Below are 22914 nucleotides of genomic sequence, written 5' to 3'. Positions count from 1 at the left end.
ATGAAATACGACGGGCTCTATGAAAAGGTATCTACTTCTGATCTTCTGGGCATTGCTGAATCTGGCAGCGGTTTCGGATGCGCTGGCCACCCACGTTCGGGCGGGTGAAATTACGACCCGGCGGGTGTCGTCTACGTCGCTGACCTACGAAATCACTTTAACGGTTTATTACGACGTCACACGCGGCCCCGGCGGGGGCTTTGATGCCGCTCTTGCTCAACGGGATGTCAATTTCTGTTTCGGCGTTGGGCAGCAAATGCGCCGGGTGCCCCGGGTCGATGCTGAAACCCGAAACATCAATGCCAATACCACCATCAACATTTACCGAACCACCTATACCTATTCGGGTCCCGGTGTCTACGATATCAGTTGCACCATCGTCAACCGGAACGAAGGAACCCGTAATATTCCTGTTTCGATCAATACCAGCTTTAAACTGCGGACCACCATTGTGGTGAATGCCAATCTGGGGCTCAACAGCACCCCGGTTTTGTTGAACCCCCCGTTGGATTCGGCCCGTGTTGGCCAGAAATGGTGCCACAACCCGGCGGCTTTCGATGCTGACGGCGATAGTCTGGCTTACCGGCTTTACACGCCTTCCGGGAAAATAAACGAGACCGACGATGCTTCCTGCGACCTGGGTTTTGTGGCCGGTTATTCGGACCCCACGACAATTGGTCTCAATCGGGTCAATGAAGCCAATACCGGCCCGGCGACCCTGACAGTCAACGCCCTGACCGGCGATGTGTGCTGGGACGCTCCGGCCGAAGTAGGGCAATACAACATTGCGTTCATTGTGGAAGAATGGCGGGATGGTGTCAAAATCGGCGAAATTGTCCGGGATATTCAAATCATTGTGACGCCCTCGATCAACAAACGTCCGGAACTGAGGGTGCCCGAAGATCTCTGTGTGGAGGCCGGAACGCTCATCAACCAGACCATTACGGCTACCGATCCCGACGGAAACCGGCTGGAATTGACCGGTTATGGCGGGCCTTTTAACAGAGGCCCCAACAATGCCACCGTTCAACTGGTGGCTCCGCCGACCGCTACGCTGACGCCAGCGGGTGTTCAGAACAGTCCCGCAACATCGACTTTTCGCTGGCAAACCAACTGCGCCCACGTCCGGGCCGAACCGTACGATGTCATTTTCCGCGTTGTCGATTTCCCGCAAAGAGCGGGTCAGACTCAACTGGCAACACTCGAATCGTTCCGAATCAGGATTTATGCTCCCAAACCCCAGAATCTGACCGCCCGACCAACCACGGATCCGGCCGGCCGTGCCATCATTCTCAATTGGGCTGCCTATGCCTGCGGAGTTTCGTCGCTGCCGTCGGATACGCAAATGGCTATTTATCGCAAGGAAGGCTGTGAGAACCTCATCCTCGACCCCTGCACCGAGGCCGGTTTGCTGGCGTCGACCGGTTATGTGAAAATTGGCGAAGTACCGATCGACCAAACCACGTTTACGGATAACAATTCCAGTCAGGGACTATCGCGGGGTGTGCAGTATAGCTACCGGATTGTGGTTATTCTACCGCGTCCTAACAACGGCCAAAGTGCGGTTTCTGAGCAGGTTTGTGTGACGCTTCCCCAACAGGTGCCGCTGATTACCCACGTTACGGTCGACAGTACCTACGATACCCGGGGCGTTGTCACGGTTCGCTGGACCCGCCCACCCGGTGTCGACCCCAACGATGGCACCGGCCCGTTTCAGTACCGTCTGTTCCGGGCTACCGGTCTCACGGGCACCAACTTTACCCAGATTGCGGCCATCAGCACCACGCTGCAACCTGGTGTTGCGGATACAGTGTATACCGACCGTGGGCTGAATACCGTGGCGAATGCCTACCGCTACCGCATCGAATTCTATTTCACCGACCCGGCTTCCGGCCAGTTGCAGCGGCTCGATGCGACGGAAAACGCCAGTTCGGTCCGGCTGACAGCAACCCCCGGCACGCGACGCGTTCAGCTTGCCTGGGAAGCCAACGTGCCCTGGAGCAACGACAACCAGCAGCACCGCGTGTACCGCAGCAAAACCGGCCCCAACGGGCCGTTCAACCTGGTGGCGGTGGTTCCGGTTACCACGGCGAATAGCTACACGTATACCGATCAGGGAGCCGATACCTACGCGGCCGATGGCGTTCAGCCCGTGACCATGTCGGTCGATAGCAATTATTGTTACCGGGTGGAAACCGTAGGGCGTTATTCGGCTCCGCTGACGACGATGTTGCTGAACAATTTCTCGCAGGGCGTGTGTGCCATGCCTATTGACACGACCAGACCGTGCCCCCCGCAGTTGGCCATCGATACGCTCAATTGCGCCAGTCTGACACCCGAAGCGTTCTGCAATCAGACAACCTTTGCCAACACGTTAACGTGGCAAAGGCCGACAACGGGCGAATGTGACCAAAACGTGGTCAAATACAATATCTATTATGCGCCTTGCGAAGGCCAGGAGTTGGTTTTACTGGCGTCGGTGAACGCGCCTACGATGACCTATCGGCACGAAAATCTGACTTCCTTTGCGGGCTGTTACGAAGTCCGGGCGGTGAGTCGGAGTGGTCAGGAAAGTGTGGCTTCCAACCGGGTTTGTAAGGACAATTGCCCGTATCTGATGATGCCCAATGTCTTTACGCCCAATGGCGATGGCAAAAATGACGAGTTTCAGCCTATGCAATGCCCCCGGTTTGTGGAGTCGGCCGAATTGATTATTGTAAACCGGTGGGGTGGGCAAGTCTATCAGAACAACAGCGTCGATGGTGCTCTGACCTGGAACGGTACCAACAGCCGCGGTCAGGAATTGCCGGGCGGTTTATATTATTACCAGATTCGGGTGAAATTCACGCGGCTGAATTGCGCGGCACCCGAGGAAATCTACAAAGGCTGGGTGGAGATTCTGAGAGAATCCGGCGGAACGAATTGATGAAGCGATTCCGGTTTTGAACGAATCTGAATTTTAAATGTAAAATGATGAATTCTAAATATAAAAGTACCTCCTGTTCTGGCACTTCTCCATTTAATATTCATCATTTTACATTTAAAAATCCCTTTTATTTAATATGCGCCCGCAGCATCCAGGCAATTTTCTCGTGTTTTTCCATTAAACCGGTAATGTAATCACTCGTTCCGGCATCTTTGTGGGCATCGGCAAACTCGTCGATATTGCCCCGGATAAACGCAATGATGCTTTCGTGGTCGGCCAGCAGTTTTTTGATCAGGCTGCGGCTGTCGTTACCACCGGCATCGTGCTCGGTTAAATGCGTCAGTTCCAGAAAGCTTTTCAGCGTGGCGGGCGCGTAATGTCCCAATTGGCGAATCCGTTCGGCGACGTCATCCACAATGCCGGCGGACTGCGTGTATAACTCCTCAAAATACAGGTGAACCGAATGGAAATCCATGCCTTCCAGATTCCAGTGGGCATTGAGGGTTTTTGTGTACAATACAAATTCATCGGCCAGCAATTTGGCCAGTTGGTGAGCGACAACCTCCCGGTTTTCGGCTGAAATACCAATACTTGTTTTCATCTTTTGTGTGTGTTAAAACGGTAACTGAGTGGCTTGAAGGGCAATTTAGAGAAAACGCTGTTAAATCCGTTCGGCCAGATGGGCGGCCACTTCGGCCAGACGGTTTGAGAAACCCCACTCGTTATCGTACCAGGCAGCTACCGACAGCAGATTACCTTCTTTGGCCGTCAACGGCAGATCGATAATCGACGAATGCGGGTCGGCCACAATCCGCGACGAGGCCCACTCCTGCTCCAGCACATCCAGTACGCCTTTCAAGGGCCCTTCCGATGCAGCTTTGCGGAATGCGTCGTTGACTTCCTGAACGGTGCAGTCTTTTTCAGTAATCAGATTCAACTCGGCAATGCTGCCGGTGCGCGTCGGAACGCGGTAGGCTTTCCCGGTGATTTTGAGGTCTTTCCAGATAAATTGCAAGGCGCGGGCGGCTCCTGAAGACGACGGAATAATGTTTTCGGCCGCAGCCCACGAATCCCGCCGGTCTTTCATCGGCTGATCGGTCAGCGACTGGGTGTTGGTATACGAGTGAACCGTCGAAAATAAACCGTATTGAATGCCAAAATTCTCCCGAATCACTTTCACCACGGCCGCCAGCGCATTGGTCGTGCAACTGCCCATGCTGATGATGTGGTGATTTTCGGGATCGAACGTGTCGAGGTTAATGCCTTTCAGCAACACCGCGTCGCAGTCGGCCAGGGATTTGCTGGGCGCACTGATGAGTACGTATTTAGCGCCCCGGTCCAGGTGAACCTGTGCTCCGGCGCGGGTGGTGGCCCGGCCCGTACAATCGACTACCAGATCGACGCCCAGCGCCTTCCAGTCGGGGACTTCCTTGGCGGAATTGATATACGGAATGGTCCGGTCGCCAATGGTCAACTGGCCTTCACTGCCGGAAACCGGCTCCGGCCAGCGGCCATAGTTGGTATCAACCGCAAACAGAGCCGCCAGGGTGGGCTCATCACGGATGTCGGAAATCGAAACGGGAACAAAGAGATTATTGCTCAAACCAACACGCAGAAACTGCCGCCCAATGCGACCGAATCCATACAATGCAATAGTTGCCATACGAAAGATGATTTGTTGAACAAACGGGGAATGTGGCGTAGATGCACGCTAAAATGGTCGGCTGATCTCGACGCCCTTACAAAATGATAAGGGAGAGGAGCCTTCAAAAAGTTCAGTGAACTGTAATAAATATACGAACCGGGAAATTGTGCTCACAAGGCGTTTAACAAAGGTAGAATACCAATGAACGGTTATTTCTCGAACCCGCTAAAACCGGTATTTCTAAGCTCTCAGCCCAGATTTTCAACTATTTTTAGAAAAAAAAGGATTAAAATTGATACGACTCGGCATTAGTAATTAAACGGACATGGTTTTGGGCAGATAAATCCTACCATTGTTCAACTATTCCTAACCCGACTTTTTACCACTGTGCCGACTCATCATCCCCCTATGGATTTGTGGTATGCCTTCCGCCAGGGGGATGAAGCGGCTTTTCAACAGATTTACCGGTTGTATGCGCGCGATTTGCTCAATTATGGCTATAAAGTAACCAACGATGTGCCGCTCATCGAAGACAGCATCCACGACCTGTTCATCGAACTGTGGCAAAGCCGGGCTAACCTGAGCGACACGGATTCGATCCGGTTCTATCTGTTTCGATCGCTGCGCAACAAGATTAACAAAACCCGCCACCGCGATCCGTTTTTTCAGGCTTCGGACATTGACACCGTTCATACGGCGGACGATTTTATCATTGAAAATACCCTCATCGAGCACGAACAGCAGGAACAGGTACACCGGCAGCTTCGCAAAAGCTACGAGCTGCTGACACCCCGCCAGCAGGAAGCCCTGAATCTTCGGTTTTACCAGCACTTCAGCAACGAAGAAATCGCCCGCATCATGGGCGTCAACTACCAGTCGGCCTGCCGGTTTATTTACTCCGCGTTGAAAACCCTCCGGGAAGCCGTCCGGATTTTTTCCTGGGGACTTTTGTGGGTCGGGCTAGAAGGATTCTTAACGCATATACAACCATGAATTATTATCAATTCAGCACGGAGGATCTGGCGGCTGACGACTACTTCAAGGAGTGGGTCAGCTCGCCCGGTCCCGAAACAGAGGCCTTCTGGACGGAGTTCCTGCGGGAGTATCCGGAGCGATATTACCAGGTAGCGGAGGCCCGGCAACTGGTGAGCGGTTTGCGGGACATTCAGCACCAGCCCGCGCTCACGAAAAACGTAGACGCCATCTGGAACCGGATCGAAAACACGCTCGAAAGTACCCGTCCGATGCCGGTGGAACGTTGGTTGACAGGCTCCCGGAGCTGGAAAGTGGCGGCAGCGGTTTTGCTGATGCTGGGCGTCGGCTGGTTCGGTTGGCAGCAACTGCACAAAGCCGGTTTTTCGCCGATGGAACGTTCTCTGACCGGGAATGAATGGGTGGAAACACTCAATGAAGCCAGCCAGATCATGCACATTCAACTGGCGGATGGCAGCCGGGTCGACCTGCAAAAAGGCGGGCGTCTCCGCTACCGGAAAGAACTGGCGGGAACCCAGCGGGAAGTTTTTCTGACCGGGGAGGCCTTTTTTGATGTGAAAAAGAATCCTAAAAAACCGTTCGTCGTTTATGCCAATGGGTTGGTAACAAAGGTGTTGGGAACCAGTTTCCGGATCAAAGCTCCCGCCGATGCACCGACGGTGACGGTGGATGTCAAAACCGGTCGGGTGTCGGTCTACCCCAACCAGCCGAGCCGCGTTCAGGATCCTGAATCAAAAGGAATGGTGTTGACACCCAACCAGAAAGTCGTTTTTCAGCGCGACGCTGCAACGCTCAACAAACTGGTAGTGGAAAAACCGCTTCCGCTGATTCCTAAAAAAGAAATGCAGCGGTTTGTGTTCGAAGATGCTTCCGTAGACCGGGTTTTTACGGCCATTGAGCGGGCTTACGGGATCGATATTATTTTCGATGAGGAAGTGATGCAGCATTGTACGCTGACGATGAGCATCGACAATGAAGATCTTTTTCAGAAACTGGATGTCATTTGCAAAGTGCTCGACGCCCGCTATAAACTGCTCAATGCACAGATTGTCATCTATAGCAAAGGCTGTCCTAAACCCCTGTAAAAAACCCTGCTGGTATGCCAATCCGATAAGCTTTTTGCCCAAAAAACATCAGTGGTGCTCGTAACACCACTGATGCCGATTCCCCTCGATGCGCTGGTTTTGCCGTCGTCCTTTTCAGGATGAAGAGGGTTGTTTTGTCCTAAAAATTAACAAAACCTTTAAAGCTAATGAAAAAACCAATACCAATCCAAACCCTGCTATTACTCATGAAACTCTCGCTGGCCCAGGTCATTCTGGCCATGATTTGTACGGGTGTTTCGCTGGCCTACGACGCCACCGCCCAGGAAGTATTGAATAAGCGGGTAAGCTTTCGGTTTGAAAATCAGGGCTTACGCAAGGTGCTGAAAGAAATCGAAAACCAGACCAACATCCGGTTTGCGTTCCGGCCCCGGGAGATTCCCTTCGACCGCAAAACGACCCTCATTGTGTCCAACGAATCGCTGGGGGCGGTTTTGGATAAAGTGGTAAAACCGCTCCGGCTTCGCTATGAAGTCGTTGGACGTCAGATTGTTATTTCGCCGATTCCGGAGCCTTCCAAACCTGAGTCTTCCCTTCCGGTAGCCAGTGAAAACACGGCTTTTGTGGGTTCGGTCGAGCAAACCGTCAGCGGAACCGTGCGGGATGAAGCCGGGCTGGCGCTTCCCGGGGTGAGCGTGGTGGTGAAAGGCACGACCAAAGGAACGTCCACCGATGCCGAGGGCGCTTTTCGCCTTTCGGTGCCGGATACCAAATCGGTGCTGGTGTTTTCCTACGTTGGGTTTGTGAATCAGGAAGTTGAGGTCAACAGCCAGACCACGTTTACGATCACGCTGAAGTCCGATGACAAAACGCTGAGCGAAGTGGTCGTCGTAGGCTATGGCACGCAGAAAAAGGCCGATCTAACGGGCGCGATTGCCACCATTTCGGCGGACAAATTCAAAAACAAGGCAGCGGTTTCGTACGGCGAAGCGCTGGTGGGCCAGATGGCGGGCGTGCAGGTGCAGCAGATCAACGGCGCTCCGGGTGGCGAAGGCCTGTCGGTTCGGGTTCGGGGAACGGGTTCGATTACGGCGGGGAATACGCCCCTCTACGTCATCGACGGTTATCCGATTGAAGGCAGTGCGTTTTCGCTGGTGAACCCCTCCGATATTGAAAGCATTCAGGTGTTGAAAGATGCCTCTTCTACCGCCATTTACGGGTCGCGGGGCTCCAATGGCGTTATTATTGTTACCACGAAAAAAGGGAGCATCGGCGCTCCAACCATCTCTTACAACGCTTTTTACGGGATTCAGCAAGTCGCCAGAAAAATGGACGTGATGAACACCCGCGAATACATCGAGTTTTTTAAAGATGGCCACAACCAGGCCTGGCTGGATCGGGCGCCGATGCCCGGCAATGCCCCGCATACCATCAATGATCCCAATTCCGTCCGCGAAAAATATACCAACTCCGGTTTTTACGTCATTCCCGAACGTTTCAATGATCCGAGCCAGTTTGCGGACATCAACTGGCAGGATCAAATCTTCCGGATTGCCCCAACGCAGCGGCACGAGCTTTCCGTAACCGGGGGCGTTGAGAAAACCCGGTATGCCATTTCCGCAGGGTATACGAATCAGGAAGGTATTCAGATCAAAACCGACTTCAAACGGTACAATTTGCGCGCGAACATTACGTCGAACATCAGCAAAAAACTGGAAATCGGCACCACCATCAGCGCGTATTATTCGGAGAACAACAACGTCGATGACGGAAAAGACAGCCCGCTGGCCTATGCGGTTTATCTGCCCCCGATTTATCCGCTCAGAAACGCCGATGGCACCTACGGTTCGCAGGTTCGGAATCCGGAAATCTGGGCGGGCGACGTTGCCAACCCGGTCGGGATTGCCGAAAACATAACCAATTTTACGACCAGAAACGGACTCATTGCCTCGGTCTACGGGCAGTATGAAATCATCGAAGGTTTGAGATACCGGATTAGCTTGAACGGATCGCTGGAAAACAAGCGGTTGAAGTATTACCGCCCTTCGTTTGTCGACACCGACGGTTCGCGCGCGCCCAAAACCGCCGACGCCCGGAATGAAACCTGGCTGGATCGCAACTGGCTGATCGAGCATACGTTGAATTACAACAAAACCCTGTTCAACAAGCACGCCATTGGTCTGTTGGCCGGTTATACGGCCCAGAAAACCTTCGGCGAATACACACAGGTGATGGCCCAGAATTTCCCGAACGACGTGATCCGGACCCTGAATGCCGGGCAAATCGTGGGCGGAACCAACACGGAATTTCGCAACTCGCTGATTTCGTATTTGGGTCGGTTTACGTACGCGTACGATGAAAAATACCTGCTGACGGCCAGTATCCGGACCGATGGTTCGTCCAAGTTCGGGGCCAACAACAAATGGGGCACGTTTCCATCGCTTTCCGTCGGCTGGCGGGTGAGCAGCGAACCGTTCATGCAGGACATCCGGCAAATTACGGACCTGAAACTGCGGGCGAGCTGGGGGCTGGTCGGCAATAACCGCATCGGAAATTACGACGCCATTGCCCGCACCAGTTCCAATTATTACATTCTGAACAATAGCCTGGTCAACTCGGTCAATCCGATCAACTACCCGAACCCCGATCTGGGCTGGGAGAAAACCCGGCAATGGAACCTCGGTTTTGATCTGGGATTACTGAACGGACGGATTCAGGTGGAAGCTGATTTCTACAACAGCCGGTCGGTGGATCTGCTGCTGAACGTGCCGGTTCCGACGCTGACCGGTTATGCCACGCAGCTTCAGAACATCGGGCAGGTGGAAAACAAAGGCATGGAATACCTGGTGCGAACCCGAAACCTGATCGGCAAACTGAAATGGTCGACGGATTTCAACATTTCCTTCAACAGAAACAAAGTGCTGGCGCTGGGGCCGGATCGACTGCCGATTTATGCCGGTGCGCCCAATGCCAACAATACCTTTATTACGACAATCGGCCAGCCGATTGCCACCTTCTACGGCTACCAGTACGACGGCGTTTTCAAAAACCAGTCGGAACTGGATGCCGCGCCCCATTTGGCGAACGACCACCCCGGCGATCCGCGCTATGTCGACATCAACAAAGACGGCGTGATCAGTGCGGCCGACAAAACCTATCTGGGCAACAACCAGCCGAAGTTTATGTACGGTTTCAGCAATGATTTTTCGTATAACCGCTTCGACCTGAATGTGCAGTTGACCGGTTCGCAGGGTGCCAAACTGTTTAGTTTCTTCAACCGGATGGTCGGTATTTACCACGGCGACCGGAACGGACGGACCAAGTTGATTGATCGCTGGCGGTCGGAAAGTGACCCGGGATCGGGCGACATTCTGCGGGCCAACCGCGATCCGAAAGGCTTGCAAAAAGAACCGTCCAGCTACTGGGTAGAAGACGGCTCGTTCCTGCGTATCCGGAATGTGTCGCTGGGCTACAATTTTGCACCGGCCCTCACCCAGCGCCTGCACGTCAAGGGCTTACGGGTTTACGTGACGGGGCAAAACCTGTACACCTTCACAAAATATCCGGGCTTCGATCCGGAAACGAGCAGCCAGGGCGACGGTTTGTCGCGGGGCGGTGATTACCTGGGCTACCCGGCCGCCCGCACCATCATCGCTGGTCTTAACGTAAGTTTTTAATTACCTGATCGTCAAACTTCTGGAACATGAAACGAATTCTCATACTTGTCCTGCTCATTGCGGTTTCTTTCTCCTGCAAGGAGGAGTTTATCGACCTCCAGCCCATTTCGGACATGAACGCGGGCGTATTCTACAAAACTGAACAGGATATGAATCAGGCGGTTATGTCGCCTTATGCGTCGCTGCGGAATGTCTACAACCAGCTTTTTATCTACATGGGCGAGGTTCGTTCGGACAACACCACCTTTTCCTGGGTGCCGGGCGACTCCAAAAACATGACGTCCATCGACAATTTCGGGGATGTGATGTTGTCCGACAATACGTTTGTTCTGAATTTCTGGAACAACGTCTACAACACTATTCTGCGGTGCAACATCGTGCTGGATAAAATCGACGCCGTGCCGTTCAAAGATCCAAAACTGAAAGAACAGTATAAGGCGGAGGCCAAATTCGTTCGGGCGCTGATGTATTTCTGGCTGGTTCGCGTTTACGGCGATGTGCCGAAAGTCGACAAGCAGTTGTCCGTCTCGGAAGCCTACGCCGTCGGGCGCACGTCGACGCAGGAAATGTATGACTTTATCGTGGAGGATCTGAAGTTCGCCGAAGCGAATCTGCCGGTTTCGTACGCAGCCGTCGATAAAGGACGCGTCACGGTGGGTGGAGCGAAAGGGCTGCTGGCGAAAGTGTATATGACCATGGCCGGTTATCCTCTGAAAAAAGGCGCATCGCATTACGCCCTGGCGGAAGCCAAAGCGCTGGAAGTGATCAGCATTCCGACCTATTCGCTGGTTTCGGATTACAAGGCGCTGTTCGATGTGAAGAATGAAAACAGTGCCGAATCGTTGTTCGAGATTCAGTACAAAAAAGGCGGAACCACGACGGGAAGCCCCTGGAATAATGATTTTGCGCCCCGGTTTTCGAACCGGGAAGTGGTTCTGATCGGCGACAAAAGCGGTTTTAATGCGCCAACGCCATCGATGTCGGCAGCTTACGAAACCGGTGATCCGCGGAAAACCATATCCATGAGCGATAACTACGTGGCGGTGCCGGGTGGCAACACGGTGAACGAAAAATACGTCCGGAAATATTACGACGTCTCGTTTGCGGGCTCCGATAACGATAACAACTGGATCGAACTGCGGCTGGCCGACGTGTATTTGCTCTACGCTGAAGCGCTCGTTCGGCAGGGCAAGCAGCCCGAAACCGCCCTCGTTTACCTCAACAAAATCCGCCAGCGCGCCCGGAACAGCACCGGCGGTTCGGCAAGTATACTGGCTGATTATCCGCCTTTTACCTCCAGTGAAGCGTTCTTGCTGGCGATCGAAAAAGAGCGTCGGGTCGAGTTAGCCTTCGAGAATCACCGGTGGTTCGATCTGGTCAGAACGGAACGGGCCAAAATCGTGATGTCGCAGGAGCAAAAAGAACAGAACGGATTCAACCCGGCTTCCTGGAGCGACAACATGCTGCTGTTTCCGATTCCGTTGTCGGTTATTCAATCGAATCCGGATAAAATCAAGCAAAACCCCGGCTATTAACCTCATGAAAGTTCAAACCATACGATTGCTTTTAGTGTGCCTGATAGCGGTGCCAACGGCGGTTTTTGCGCAGAAAGCCAATACCTTGACTGCGAAAGAGAAAAAAGAAGGTTGGGTTTTGCTGTTCGACGGCACGAGTTCGGCGGGCTGGAAAACCCCTTCGGGAAATCCGGTTCCGGCGGGTTGGGAAATCAAAGACGGTACATTCACGGCCAAAAAAGGCGGTAAAGGCGGGGATATTGTCAGCGAAAACCAGTATTCGGATTTTGATCTGAGGTTCGATTACAATATCGAACCGACTGGCAATAGTGGCGTCAAGTATTTTTACACGAAATACGATAAAGGCGGCAATCTGGGCATGGAATACCAGCTTCTGGATGATAAACTGGCGGAAGACAACAAGAAGGAAAACCACCTGACGGGTTCGTTTTACGATGTGATACCGCCCAATGCGGCCCTGAAAAAGACCCGCGAACCGGGTCAGTGGAATACCGTGCGGATCGTTTCCAAAGACAGAAAAGTGGAACACTGGCTGAATGGCGTGAAGATTCTGGAATTTACGCGCGGCAGTCAGGCGTTCACGGATGCGGTTGCGCTGAGTAAGTTCAACAAAGCCGAACCCGCCTTTGGAACGGTTGAAAAAGGCCATATTCTGTTGCAGGAACATGGCGGTGAGGTTTCGTTTAAAAATATCAAAATCAAAGAGTTATAAGGTCTTCGTATGGAAAAAAGACGCGAGTTTATCAAGAAAATAGCCGCCGGTTCGGCCAGCCTGGCCGTCGGCGGAACGGCTTTCGGATTCAGTGCCAAAAGCTATAACCGCATCATCGGGGCCAACGAGCTGGTTCGGGTGGCTACGATTGGCGTCAACAGCCGGGGAAACAGCATGGGCGGCACCATTGCCGGACAGAAAAACGCCGAAGTGGCCACGGTTTGTGATGTGGACGAACGCACCATTCCGAAGGCCATCGCTACCATCAAAAAGGTCAAATCGACGGCAAATCCCAAATCCGAAAAAGACTGCCGGAAAGTGATGGAGGACAAATCGATCGATGCGATTTACATTGCCACACCTGACCATTGGCATGCTCCGCTGACGATCATGGGTTGTCAGGCCGGCAAGCACGTATACGTTGAAAAACCGCTCAGCCACAATCCGCACGAAGGCGAGCTGGCGATTGCAGCCGCCCGCAAGTACAGCAAAGTGGTGCAGATGGGCGCCCAACGGCGGTCGGCACCGGTTTTGACGGAAGGGATTCAGCAGTTGCACAAAGGGATTATCGGACGCGTGTATCTGGCGAAAGCCTGGTACACAAACAAGCGCAAAGCCACGGTTTTGAAACCGGGCACGGTTCCGTCCTGGTTGGATTATGAACTGTGGCAAGGGCCAGCCCCGCGGATGCCCTACAAGGAAGGACTGATTCACTATGACTGGCACTGGTTCTGGCACTGGGGAACCGGCGAAGCACTGAACAACGGCACCCACGAGGTCGATGTGGCCCGCTGGGGATTGAACGTCGATTTTCCGACGCGCGTCACCTCCGTGGGTGGTCGCTACGAATTCAAGGATGATTGGGAAACACCCGATACGCAGGTTATTACGATGGATTATCCCGGTCGCGTATCGCTGATGTGGGAATCCCGAAGCTCGAACGGCCGGAAAATCGAAGGACTGGATCGCGGCATTATTTTCTACGGCGAAAACGGCAGTCTAGACACCGGTGGGGATAGTTACAAAGTCTATGATCTGGACGGCAAGCTTGTGAAGGAGATCAAATCTGTCGGTGATGGCGAAGGCGATGTGCAGGGACGCAACACGGCCAGCCCCAGTCTGGGCATGGACAATCTCCACGTTGCCGATTTTCTGGACGCGATCAAGAACAACCGCCGTCCGAACTGCGATGTCGAACTGGGGTATAAAAGTGTAGTGGCGATGCAGTTGGGCAACATCGCCTGGCGCGTGGGCCGGGATCTGAAAATTGACCCCAAAAACGGCCACATTATTGGGGATAAAGAGGCCCAAAAACTCTGGAGCCGCGATTACGAAAAGGGCTGGGAGCCGAAAGTGTAAAGCGGCATCGCCTGAAGTCATTCGGGAAATGAAAGAACACCCCGATCAGAAAACCACTTGATCGGGGTGTTCTTTTGTGTTTATTATATTTGTGTGTGCATCTAACGGCGTTAGGTTAATTGAATTTTCTGTATTTCATTAGAGTCCATTGCCCTCCTTGTATTTAAAATGAAGGTTAATGGCGGGATTGGTAAAGTCTTACTATCTAACACTGTTAACTGATAATGAGATGGTTACTGTTTTTTTAGATTGGTATACTTAAAACCGAACGGATTGGATGAAGCTCTCCTTTATTGGTGCCGGAAATTTGGCCTGGCATTTGGCAATGGCATTCGAAAATGCCGGTAATGTTATTTGTGAGGTTTATAGCCGCGACGAAAAAAATGCCCGGCGACTCATTTCGATGCTGTATGACGCCCGGTTAAATCCTGATTTGAACTTTGCCGAAAGTGAGTCCGAACTGTTTATTCTGGCCATTCCGGACGATGCTATGGAAGAAGTGACCGCCCAGTTGGTGTTGCCCGAAAAAGCGCTGGTGGTTCACACGTCTGGCAGCAAATCGCTGGAAAGTCTGCGCCAATTGATGGACATTTACAGCGACGTACCGGTTCGGACGGGTGTTTTTTACCCGCTTCAAACGTTTAGTAAAGGCATCAACCCCCTGCCATTTGAAACCATTCCGCTCTGCATTGAAGCCAGCGATCAGGCTACAGAAAAGCAGCTCATTGCGCTGGGGCAGGAGCTGAGCCAGATTGTTTATCTGGTCAATTCGCACGAGCGAAAGGTGCTGCACATAGCCGCGGTGTTTGCCTGTAATTTTACCAATTACCTCTTCGGCATTGCCAAAGACCTGACCGATTCCGAGAACCTGGAGTTTGATTTATTGAAACCGCTGATTGAAGAAACCGTTCAGAAAGCACTCGATGCCCGGCATCCGGCCGAGGTGCAAACCGGCCCGGCCCGGCGCGGTGATGTGAATACGCTGAGCCTGCATCGGGCTTATTTATCGGACAGACCGGAGCTGTTGCAACTGTACCGAATGTTGTCGGATGGGATTCAAACCCGGCGTTAAAACTGACTTAGATCAATGGGCGACCCAGCCGGGTTTCCATGCGGGGTTTGTCCGAAATGGCGGCACTTTGTTCCAGAGCCCGCCAGGTTTCGTACAAGCCTTTGATGAGGTGGTAACACCCTTTTTCGGGCGTGGCTTTCAACGTCGACACCGGCTCCCCTTTTCGATCAAGAACGCCGAACCATTCCTTGTTTACCTTGTCCGGAAAGTGTAGCCAGGCATAGTCGTGTACCTTTCGAAACCACTTGAGGCAATCATTTTGCCGGGTACGGACGTAGCCTCTCGAAAAAACCGACAGGGCTTCGGAATGAATCCACCACAGTTTCCGGTCCCATTCACTGTATACACTCGGTCGTTCTTTCAAATCGGCATACTGAAAAAAACCGCCGGCCGGTTCATCCCAGCAAATATCAGCCAGATGAAGCGCCATCTGAACGGCTTGCTGGGCCAGTCGCCGGTTACCAGTCAGATCAGCGGCATCCAGCAGGTAATTTGCGGTTTCGAAGCCATAACCGCCGTGGAGTCGCCGTCCGGCTGTGCTGTCGCAAAAGGAACCGCCCGGCAACACCTGCTCCCGCAAAACCGTGATGCGTTTGTCAAAAAACTCGTTTTGAATTTCGCTCAAAACCGCTTCATACGCCTGTTTATACAAATCCGTATCCAGCAACGAACGGGTTTCCAGCAAGGCTTTCAGAAGCAGCATCGGTTCGCCGAGGTGTTTAAATTCCCGAAAACCGCCCAGTTTGATTTCCCATTGCTCCCGTTGCTCCAGACGATGGGTGATCACGGAGAGCATGGTTTGCCGGGCGATGTCTGCAAATTTCGCGTCGTTGGTTGCCGTATACAATTGGGCAAATGCCATCGCTGCCGAGCAATCCGGTTCAATAGTCGTGGCTGGTGTCACCGCCCGCCCCCGCCGATCGACCACGCCCAGCCAGCGGTTTTCGTGCTGCCCGTGATTCAGCAAAAAATCAGCACCGTGTCGGGCCAGATCGAGCCACAACGGAATGGCATCGACCTGGTTGTATAAAAAAGCAAAGGCCCAGATTTGTTGCGCCTGAAGTTTGATGACTTTGTCGGTATCGAAGGCTTCCCCCTGATCGGTAAGCGCATTAAAATACCCACCGCAGAGGGTATCGCGGCTGTGTTTGGTCCAAAAAGGAATGATCGTTCGGAAAAGGCTTTCCTGGTACTGAGCCGCCAGTTTACTGAAATCCATTCAAATTATCTGCATTCATTGGCATTCCCGAAACTATAAGAAAATCGGAGTAAATGGAAATTAAACCGATTGAACGCGTACTTTCGTCCGTTTAATCCGTGTTCCCATCAGTAGTCTCATTAACCGTATCAGTATGGATGCTTTACAGGAACGATTTAGACAAATAGCTACCTTTATTTTCGACGTCGACGGTGTCATGACGGATGGCAGTGTGAACGCCCTGGAGTCGGGGGAACAATTCCGGACGTTCAACATCCGCGACGGTTATGCCATCGAGCGGGCGGTAAATGCCGGCTACCGGGTGGCTGTCCTTTCCGCCGGAAGCCAGGTGGGGGTTCGGAAGCGACTGGAATTTTTGAAGATTAAAGACATCTTCATGGGCGGCCCCACGGAGCAGAAAATCTATGCCTACCTGGGGTATTTGAACCGCGACCAGATCAACGAAGCCGAAGTGTTGTACATGGGTGACGACATTCCGGATTTTCAGGTGCTCTCGCGTCCCGCGTTGCTGAGCACCTGCCCGGCGGATGCGGCTGACGAGATCAAAGCGGTCTGCGACTACATCTCGCCCGTGGCGGGTGGCCGTGGAGCGGTTCGTGATGTGATCGAGCAAGTGATGAAAGCGCAGGGCAAATGGCTGTCGTGGCTGACGGATGTAGAACCGTTTAAACTGCACAATGAGCGGTAAGCTGAGCGTCAGGCCGGTTCTGACACCTGTCAGGTTTTGAAAACCGGTGTCAGAACCGGCCTGACTTACCAATTCTTCACCAATTCATTAAACTCTTCCAGTAAAAATAACGTCCGTTTGCCCGGTTTTCCGTCGGCAATGGTCAGTTCGCCAATCTGAACGATGGGCAATACTTTCTTGGTCGAACTGGTCGTAAAGGCTTCGTCGGCGTCGTAGAGATCGGAGAGCAAAACCGGCCGCTCTTCCACCTGAAAATCGTTCTGCGCCAGGTTCATGACGGTTCGGCGGGTGATGCCGTGCAGAATGTGGCGGTTCGGTGTAATCAGCCGGTCGCCTTTGAAAATAAAGAAGTTGCTGCGACTCAGTTCGCTTATCTCACCGTTTTTGTGGTATAACACATCCGACGCCCGCGCCGACCGGATGGCCTGGGCGAGCAGAATGACGCGCTTGTAATCCGTACTTTTAACCTCGGCCATCTCGCGGACGTAGTCGTCCAGAATCACCTTGATACCCTCTTCAAACTGGCTGAGTGGGGTCGGATGGATTTCCTCCGTAATCATTACCAGGTTGGGATTGACCACACTGATGCTGTCGGGGCTGTAACCGCCCGTCATCACGAAGCGTATAGCAACGTCCGGCAGACTGCTTTTATCGACCAACTCCATCACCACCCGGTAGGCTTCATCCTTCTGAATCGGAACCGGCAAATGCATTTTGGTGGCTGAATTCGCGAAACGCTCCCAATACCAGTCCCACTGAAACGGGCGTCCGTTGTAGGTCCGGAAATAATCGAACAACCCGAAGCCGCGCAGCAAGCCGAGGTCGGTGATGCCGAAAGCGATTTGCTCGACAGGGAGAATGGAGCCGTTGAAATAGCCGTACATATGCAGTGATGCCAAAATTTCAACCTGTCAGGTCTACAAGACCTGACAGGTTTCCAATCCTAAACCAGTTTCTTATATTTAATCCGCTTCGGCGTGGCATCACCGCCCAGCCGTTTTTTTCGGTTTTCTTCGTATTCGGAGAAATTGCCTTCAAACCAGTAGACCTGCGAATCGCCTTCAAACGCCAGAATGTGCGTGGCCACGCGGTCGAGAAACCAGCGGTCGTGGGAAATGACGACGGCGCAACCGGCGAAGTTTTCCAGCCCTTCTTCCAAGGCCCGCAGCGTGTTGATGTCCAGGTCGTTGGTCGGTTCATCGAGCAGCAGCAGATTGGCACCTTCCTTCAGCATCATGGCCAGGTGAACGCGGTTGCGCTCCCCGCCCGACAGGTTGGCAATTTTCTTTTCCTGATCGGAACCCGTAAAATTGAATCGGCTGACGTAAGCGCGGGCATTCACTTGCTTGCCGCCCAGAATTACCCATTCGTTGCCGCCCGCGATGGTCTGAAAAACCGTCTTGTCACTTTCCAGTCCGTCGTGTTCCTGATCGACGTACGCCCACTTCACGGTTTCGCCCACTTCGAACGTGCCGTTTTGGGGTTGTTCTTTTCCGGTGATGAGTTTAAACAAGGTCGTCTTACCGGCACCGTTCGGGCCAATAATACCGACAATACCGCCTTGTGGCAACTGAAAATCAAGGTGTTCGAACAGCAACCGGTCACCGAATGCCTTGGCAACGTCGTGCGCTTCAATGACCTTGGACCCCAGACGAGGCCCCGCTGGAATAAAGATTTCCAGCTTGTCTTCTTTCTGGCGGTTGTCTTCACTCAGCAGCTTTTCGTAGGCACCCAACCGCGCTTTCGACTTGGCCTGACGGGCTTTGGGCGCCATCCGGACCCATTCCAGTTCGCGCTGCAAGGTCTTTTGGCGCTTCGATTCCTGCTTTTCTTCTTTGGCTAAGCGGGTTTGCTTCTGGTCGAGCCATGACGAATAATTGCCTTTCCAGGGAATGCCTTCGCCCCGGTCCAACTCCAGAATCCAGCCCGCGACGTTATCCAGAAAATACCGGTCGTGCGTTACGGCGATGACGGTTCCGGCATACTGGCGCAAGTGTTCTTCGAGCCACAGCACTGATTCGGCGTCGAGGTGGTTGGTCGGTTCATCCAGCAGCAAGACATCGGGTTGTTGGAGCAACAGGCGGCAGAGTGCCACCCGGCGTTTTTCCCCGCCCGATAAATTCGCCACTTTCGCATCGGAAGGCGGACAACGCAGGGCATCCATGGCTTTTTCGAGCCGATTATCCAGTTCCCAGGCATTCAGGTGGTCGAGTTTCTCCTGCACCTCGCCCTGTCTGGCAATTAACTTATCAAAATCAGCGTCGGGATCGCCGAACGCTTCATTAATCTGATCGAATTCTTTCAGCAGATCCACCGTTTCCTGCACGCCCTCCTCCACCACTTCTTTCACGGTTTTGGTCGGATCGAGCTTCGGCTCCTGCTCCAGCATGCCTACTGAATAGCCCGGAGAAAACACAACGTCACCCTGGAAATTCTTGTCAATACCGGCAATGATGCGCAATAGCGTCGATTTACCGGAACCGTTCAAGCCTAAAACGCCAATTTTTGCACCGTAAAAAAAGGAAAGGTAGATATTCTTTAGGATTTGTCGGTTTGGCGGAATAATTTTACTGACACCCGCCATGGAAAAAATGATCGTTTCCTGACTCATTGGTTTGATTACTTTTTTAGGTGGCAAATATCAACAATTAAACCCATAGCTTAGTCTTAAAGAGTAAAATAATGGAACAAGCTCAATTGGTAGACGAATACGGTTACGTCAAAGACGGAAAGGTATTCTTATCGAGCTACCTCAGCTATCCGGACCGACAAATCGGTGAAGTGAAACGCACAGAACAGGAAGCGCTCGATTATTTCAAAAATAGGTTTACAATTGCCGAAAACAAAGTAAACCAGTTAGAGCAGGAAGTTGAGGAGGCTCAGAACAAGGGGTCGTACCTGACTAAACTCGTTCAACTGCGGAAAAAATTACTGAGTTTCGACGCGATTGGTAACTTCATTCCGCTGCTGAACCGGCTCGATGAACAGGAAGAAGTCCTGGTCGAACTGATTCGGACGAACCAACTTAAAAATCTCGAAATCAAGCACGCTTTGCTGGCGGAAGCCGAACAGGTCGCCGACAGCACGGAATGGCGCGAAACGGCGGAGAAATTACAGGAGATCAAGTTAAAGTGGATAAAAACCGGGCCGGTCGATAAAGAACTGGACGAAACCATCGAGACGCGTTTTAGCGATACCCTCGATGGCTTTTTTCAGCGTCGGCGCGAATTCTTCAATGAACAGAACAAGGTGATTCAGGAGCGCATGGATCGCTATGATAACCTGATCTGGCAGGCCGAACGGGCCGTTCGGAGCATTTACGAAGCCGACCGCAGCCGCCCCTTCAAACGCGACGGTCTGGAAGGTGAAGCCCTCGAACGGGCTAATGTCGCCGAAGAACGGTACATGAAAGTGCTGACGGAAGCCTATCACCTCGTTCGGAATCTGAACAACGACTGGAAAGAGGTGGGCGAAGTGCCGATCAAGAAATCCGGAAAAATCCTCAAAAAATACCGCCGGGCCACCAAAACCATCTTCGACCGCTACAACCTGGCGCGCGGAATTCAGCCGAAAGTTCGGATTGACCCACGCGTGGAGCAGCAAATGAAAATGGCCGACGAAGCCGAAAAACTGGCGAAACAGTCGAACATTCCGGCCGCTGCCGATCGGGCCAAAGAACTGTTGAACCAGTGGAAAGAAATCAAGATTCCATTCAAACTGGTCGATAAAGCGGTTTCCGAGCGTTTCCGGTCGTCGTGCGATAAAATCTTCGAGTTAAATTATCTCGAACGCGTCATCAGCCGCAAATACCCGGCCTTCGAACTGAAAAGCCGCTCCGAGCAGATACGCACGAAAGTTCGGGAACTGGAGTATCTCGTTCGTCGCGAAAAAAGCGACCTGGCCATGTCGATGAGCAGCATGGATACCATGGGGCGTCCCGGCAACGAGGATGCGGACAAAATGATGATGAGCAAAATGAACACGCAAAAACGGAAAATTGCGATGAAGGAACAGATACTGAGTGAGTTCAATAAAGAACTGAGTCAATATTGAGATAGACGATAGAGTAAAGAATAAAGACAAGAGACGAAAGGAAACCGCTGTGGAATTCTTTCGTCTTTTGTCTTTTAGTGGTAATTCAGTCTTTCCTCTCTTGTCTTTTCTCTAACTTCTCTATCACGGTTTTCTACGCTTTAAAGCCAGATCGTGGGCGGTGTCGTAATACGAACGGAGGTTGGTCCAGTCGAAGACTTCGGCAATGTTTTCGACGCGGTTCCGCTGGGTAATTCGGTCGCGTTGTGAAAGCCGGACGAAGCGGAACATGATGTTGGCAAGCTGATCGGCGGCTTCGTTGAAGGTTTGCGTTTTCCGGTTCACGACGTAAATACCCCGATTTTCATAATCCCGCATGATCTGCATGATGAAATCACCAAAACCGGACAGGTCGCTGGTGACGGTCGGAATGCCCCGCACCACGCATTCCAGGGGCGTGTAGCCCCACGGTTCGTAGTAGCTCGGAAAAACGCCCAGGTGACACCCCCGCACAAACTGGCCGTAATCGAGCCCGAAAAGCGGATTGGTGGAGGAAATGAAGTCGGGGTGGTAAACGACTTTCACCCGGTCGTGGGCATTGTTGACCAACTGAACCTGCCGGATAAACCGCACCATATCATCTTCTTCAACCAGATCGTGCGTCAAAAACGGCGGCAGTTGCTTGGTCTTGAAGCTCTGAATGGTTCGTCGGAGCCGGAGCCGCCAGTATTCATCCACAAACTGATTCAAGTCCGGCAAATTGATGTCTTCGCCGGAAGCCGCATTCAAAAATAACTTATCACCGAGTTGATTTTCAATGGCTTTACAAGTTTCCTGAATCTCGTCCAGCAGTGCCCGGCTGTGCAAGACGTCGGGATTGATGGACTTGAAGGGTTGCTTGGTAATCATGAACATGACAACGGTCATATCCATATTGGCTTCCCGCATTTTCCAGTTCAGCCGGGCGAGTGCTTCGAGCGTTATGTCGTAGCCTTTGTTGCTGAACTCAAACCGGCCTGATGTGAAAAAATACAGTGTTTTTTCCAGATCGAATGAATAACTCTGGAAGAAGTGGCCCATGATAAACTCATGAATCCGCTCCTTGAACTTGACGTGCAGATTCTGGAATTCGTGAACCGCCGTAAACCGGACGATATTCAAACCGTTGGGCAGAATCAGGTCGGGAACGCGGCCTAGAAACACTTCACACTCGCGGGCCGTAACGTCGCTGACGGTTGTGAAAACGTGGGAAAGCTGGGCTGAAAGCCGCTCAATCGTTGCCTGAGCCTCGATGTTGTAGTGTTTGGCTTCGCGCTGCCAGTCGAAAAAGGGAAGTTTTCCGTAAAAACCGGATTCATTCTGGGCCAGATAGCGACCGAGCATGGTGGCGTGGGTGGTGAAAACCGTTGCGACCTTCACATTGTCTTTCCGCAAATCTGGCAAACCGCTGCTGGCCATCCACTCGTGAAAATGAACCACGATATCGACGTGCTTAGCACTTTCAGCGGCCAGTTCGGTCAGGAAAATGCGCACCAGTTCACCGAAGCCAACTACCTGATTGACCAGGTCTTCGACACCCAGTGTCGAAATCTGGTGACGTTCCCAAAGCTGGAATTTCACTTGGTCGATGGCCGTTCCAAGGCTTGCAATACCGAAAAGAACCACGCGCGGTTTGCCCGTGATGAGCCAGTGACCATATTGAACATCCAGCCCCCGCGAGCGCATGTTCAGCACGACACGGCCGATTTCGGTGCCGTCGTCGTGCGTAATCGGTTCAAATTCAACGGCGGCCCGTTGTGGAAAATACGGGCCCAGCAGGATGTAGTCATTATCCCATTTCTCGACCATCGACGGTACCTTCGACCGGATTACGGTATAGATACCGCCGACCTGGTTACAAACTTCCCAGGCCACTTCAATTAGTAATTTTCGCTTAGATGCAGAGAACATCGATTCCAATGCCATACAATTTGTTAGGGTGGCTAGCCTGCCTTATTCAGTCGGGAAAGGCGA

The 22914-nt window shown here is 52.5% G+C and carries 16 protein-coding genes; 10 read left to right on the top strand and 6 right to left on the bottom strand.

Annotated elements, in window-relative coordinates; all coding sequences use genetic code 11:
• Positions 1–19 precede the first annotated feature (19 nt).
• Positions 20–2926, top strand: a complete 2907-nt coding sequence (locus DUE52_RS18845; protein WP_114407585.1) for a T9SS type B sorting domain-containing protein — start codon at positions 20–22, stop codon at positions 2924–2926.
• 127 nt (positions 2927–3053) lie between these two features.
• Here DUE52_RS18845 and DUE52_RS18840 read toward each other — a convergent pair whose 3' ends face one another.
• Together DUE52_RS18840 and DUE52_RS18835 are read right to left on the bottom strand one after the other, a co-directional pair.
• The gene (locus DUE52_RS18840; RefSeq protein ID WP_114407584.1) at positions 3054–3527 is read right to left on the bottom strand and encodes a Dps family protein; all 474 of its coding nucleotides are present in this window, start codon (positions 3525–3527) and stop codon (positions 3054–3056) included.
• 60 nt (positions 3528–3587) lie between these two features.
• Positions 3588–4589: a type I glyceraldehyde-3-phosphate dehydrogenase gene (locus DUE52_RS18835; RefSeq protein ID WP_114407583.1), complete on the bottom strand. Its 1002-nt coding sequence runs from the start codon at positions 4587–4589 to the stop codon at positions 3588–3590.
• A 390-nt stretch (positions 4590–4979) separates the two neighbouring features.
• Between DUE52_RS18835 and DUE52_RS18830 the strand changes: the two genes are divergently transcribed.
• From DUE52_RS18830 to DUE52_RS18800, 7 genes are all read left to right on the top strand, one after another.
• Positions 4980–5564: an RNA polymerase sigma factor gene (locus tag DUE52_RS18830; protein WP_114407582.1), complete on the top strand. Its 585-nt coding sequence runs from the start codon at positions 4980–4982 to the stop codon at positions 5562–5564.
• Positions 5561–6649, top strand: coding sequence for a FecR family protein (locus tag DUE52_RS18825; protein WP_114407581.1), 1089 nt, complete (start codon positions 5561–5563; stop codon positions 6647–6649). The genes DUE52_RS18830 and DUE52_RS18825 overlap by 4 nt, the downstream gene beginning before the upstream one ends.
• Before the next feature lie 206 nt (positions 6650–6855).
• Positions 6856–10284 (top strand): SusC/RagA family TonB-linked outer membrane protein, encoded by a 3429-nt coding sequence (locus DUE52_RS18820; RefSeq protein WP_229312221.1) that lies wholly within the window; start codon positions 6856–6858, stop codon positions 10282–10284.
• 26 nt (positions 10285–10310) lie between these two features.
• Positions 10311–11819 carry a RagB/SusD family nutrient uptake outer membrane protein gene (locus DUE52_RS18815; RefSeq protein WP_114407579.1) on the top strand — a complete coding sequence of 503 codons (1509 nt, stop codon included), beginning with the start codon at positions 10311–10313 and terminating at the stop codon, positions 11817–11819.
• Positions 11820–11823: 4 nt separating this feature from the next.
• Positions 11824–12531, top strand: coding sequence for a 3-keto-disaccharide hydrolase (locus DUE52_RS18810; RefSeq protein ID WP_114407578.1), 708 nt, complete (start codon positions 11824–11826; stop codon positions 12529–12531).
• Between the two features lie 9 nt (positions 12532–12540).
• Positions 12541–13890 carry a Gfo/Idh/MocA family protein gene (locus tag DUE52_RS18805; protein WP_114407577.1) on the top strand — a complete coding sequence of 450 codons (1350 nt, stop codon included), beginning with the start codon at positions 12541–12543 and terminating at the stop codon, positions 13888–13890.
• 277 nt (positions 13891–14167) lie between these two features.
• Positions 14168–14962, top strand: coding sequence for a Rossmann-like and DUF2520 domain-containing protein (locus DUE52_RS18800; protein WP_114407576.1), 795 nt, complete (start codon positions 14168–14170; stop codon positions 14960–14962).
• Positions 14963–14969: 7 nt separating this feature from the next.
• Here DUE52_RS18800 and DUE52_RS18795 read toward each other — a convergent pair whose 3' ends face one another.
• Positions 14970–16181, bottom strand: coding sequence for an AGE family epimerase/isomerase (locus DUE52_RS18795; RefSeq protein ID WP_114407575.1), 1212 nt, complete (start codon positions 16179–16181; stop codon positions 14970–14972).
• A gap of 133 nt (positions 16182–16314) precedes the next feature.
• Between DUE52_RS18795 and DUE52_RS18790 the strand changes: the two genes are divergently transcribed.
• On the top strand, positions 16315–16869 hold the full coding sequence (locus tag DUE52_RS18790) for a KdsC family phosphatase (protein ID WP_114407574.1): 555 nt from the start codon (positions 16315–16317) through the stop codon (positions 16867–16869).
• A gap of 65 nt (positions 16870–16934) precedes the next feature.
• Here the strand turns inward: DUE52_RS18790 and DUE52_RS18785 are convergent, their stop codons facing one another.
• Together DUE52_RS18785 and ettA are read right to left on the bottom strand one after the other, a co-directional pair.
• Positions 16935–17759, bottom strand: coding sequence for an aminotransferase class IV (locus DUE52_RS18785; RefSeq protein WP_114407616.1), 825 nt, complete (start codon positions 17757–17759; stop codon positions 16935–16937).
• A 53-nt stretch (positions 17760–17812) separates the two neighbouring features.
• A complete protein-coding gene (gene ettA / locus DUE52_RS18780; RefSeq protein WP_114407573.1) occupies positions 17813–19480 on the bottom strand; it encodes an energy-dependent translational throttle protein EttA in 1668 nt (555 codons plus the stop codon).
• A gap of 71 nt (positions 19481–19551) precedes the next feature.
• Here ettA and DUE52_RS18775 point away from each other — a divergent pair, with 71 nt between their 5' ends.
• A complete protein-coding gene (locus DUE52_RS18775; protein WP_114407572.1) occupies positions 19552–20922 on the top strand; it encodes a DUF349 domain-containing protein in 1371 nt (456 codons plus the stop codon).
• A gap of 123 nt (positions 20923–21045) precedes the next feature.
• On the opposite strand, the gene DUE52_RS18770 is transcribed toward DUE52_RS18775, so the two are convergent.
• Positions 21046–22860, bottom strand: a complete 1815-nt coding sequence (locus tag DUE52_RS18770) for a glycosyltransferase (protein WP_114407615.1) — start codon at positions 22858–22860, stop codon at positions 21046–21048.
• Positions 22861–22914 lie beyond the last annotated feature (54 nt).

The sequence above is a fragment of the Larkinella punicea genome (assembly GCF_003334855.1).
Classification (GTDB): Bacteria; Bacteroidota; Bacteroidia; order Cytophagales; family Spirosomataceae; genus Larkinella; species Larkinella punicea.
Note: the sequence above shows the minus strand (reverse complement) of the source record. Positions and strands in the feature narration are given on the sequence as shown.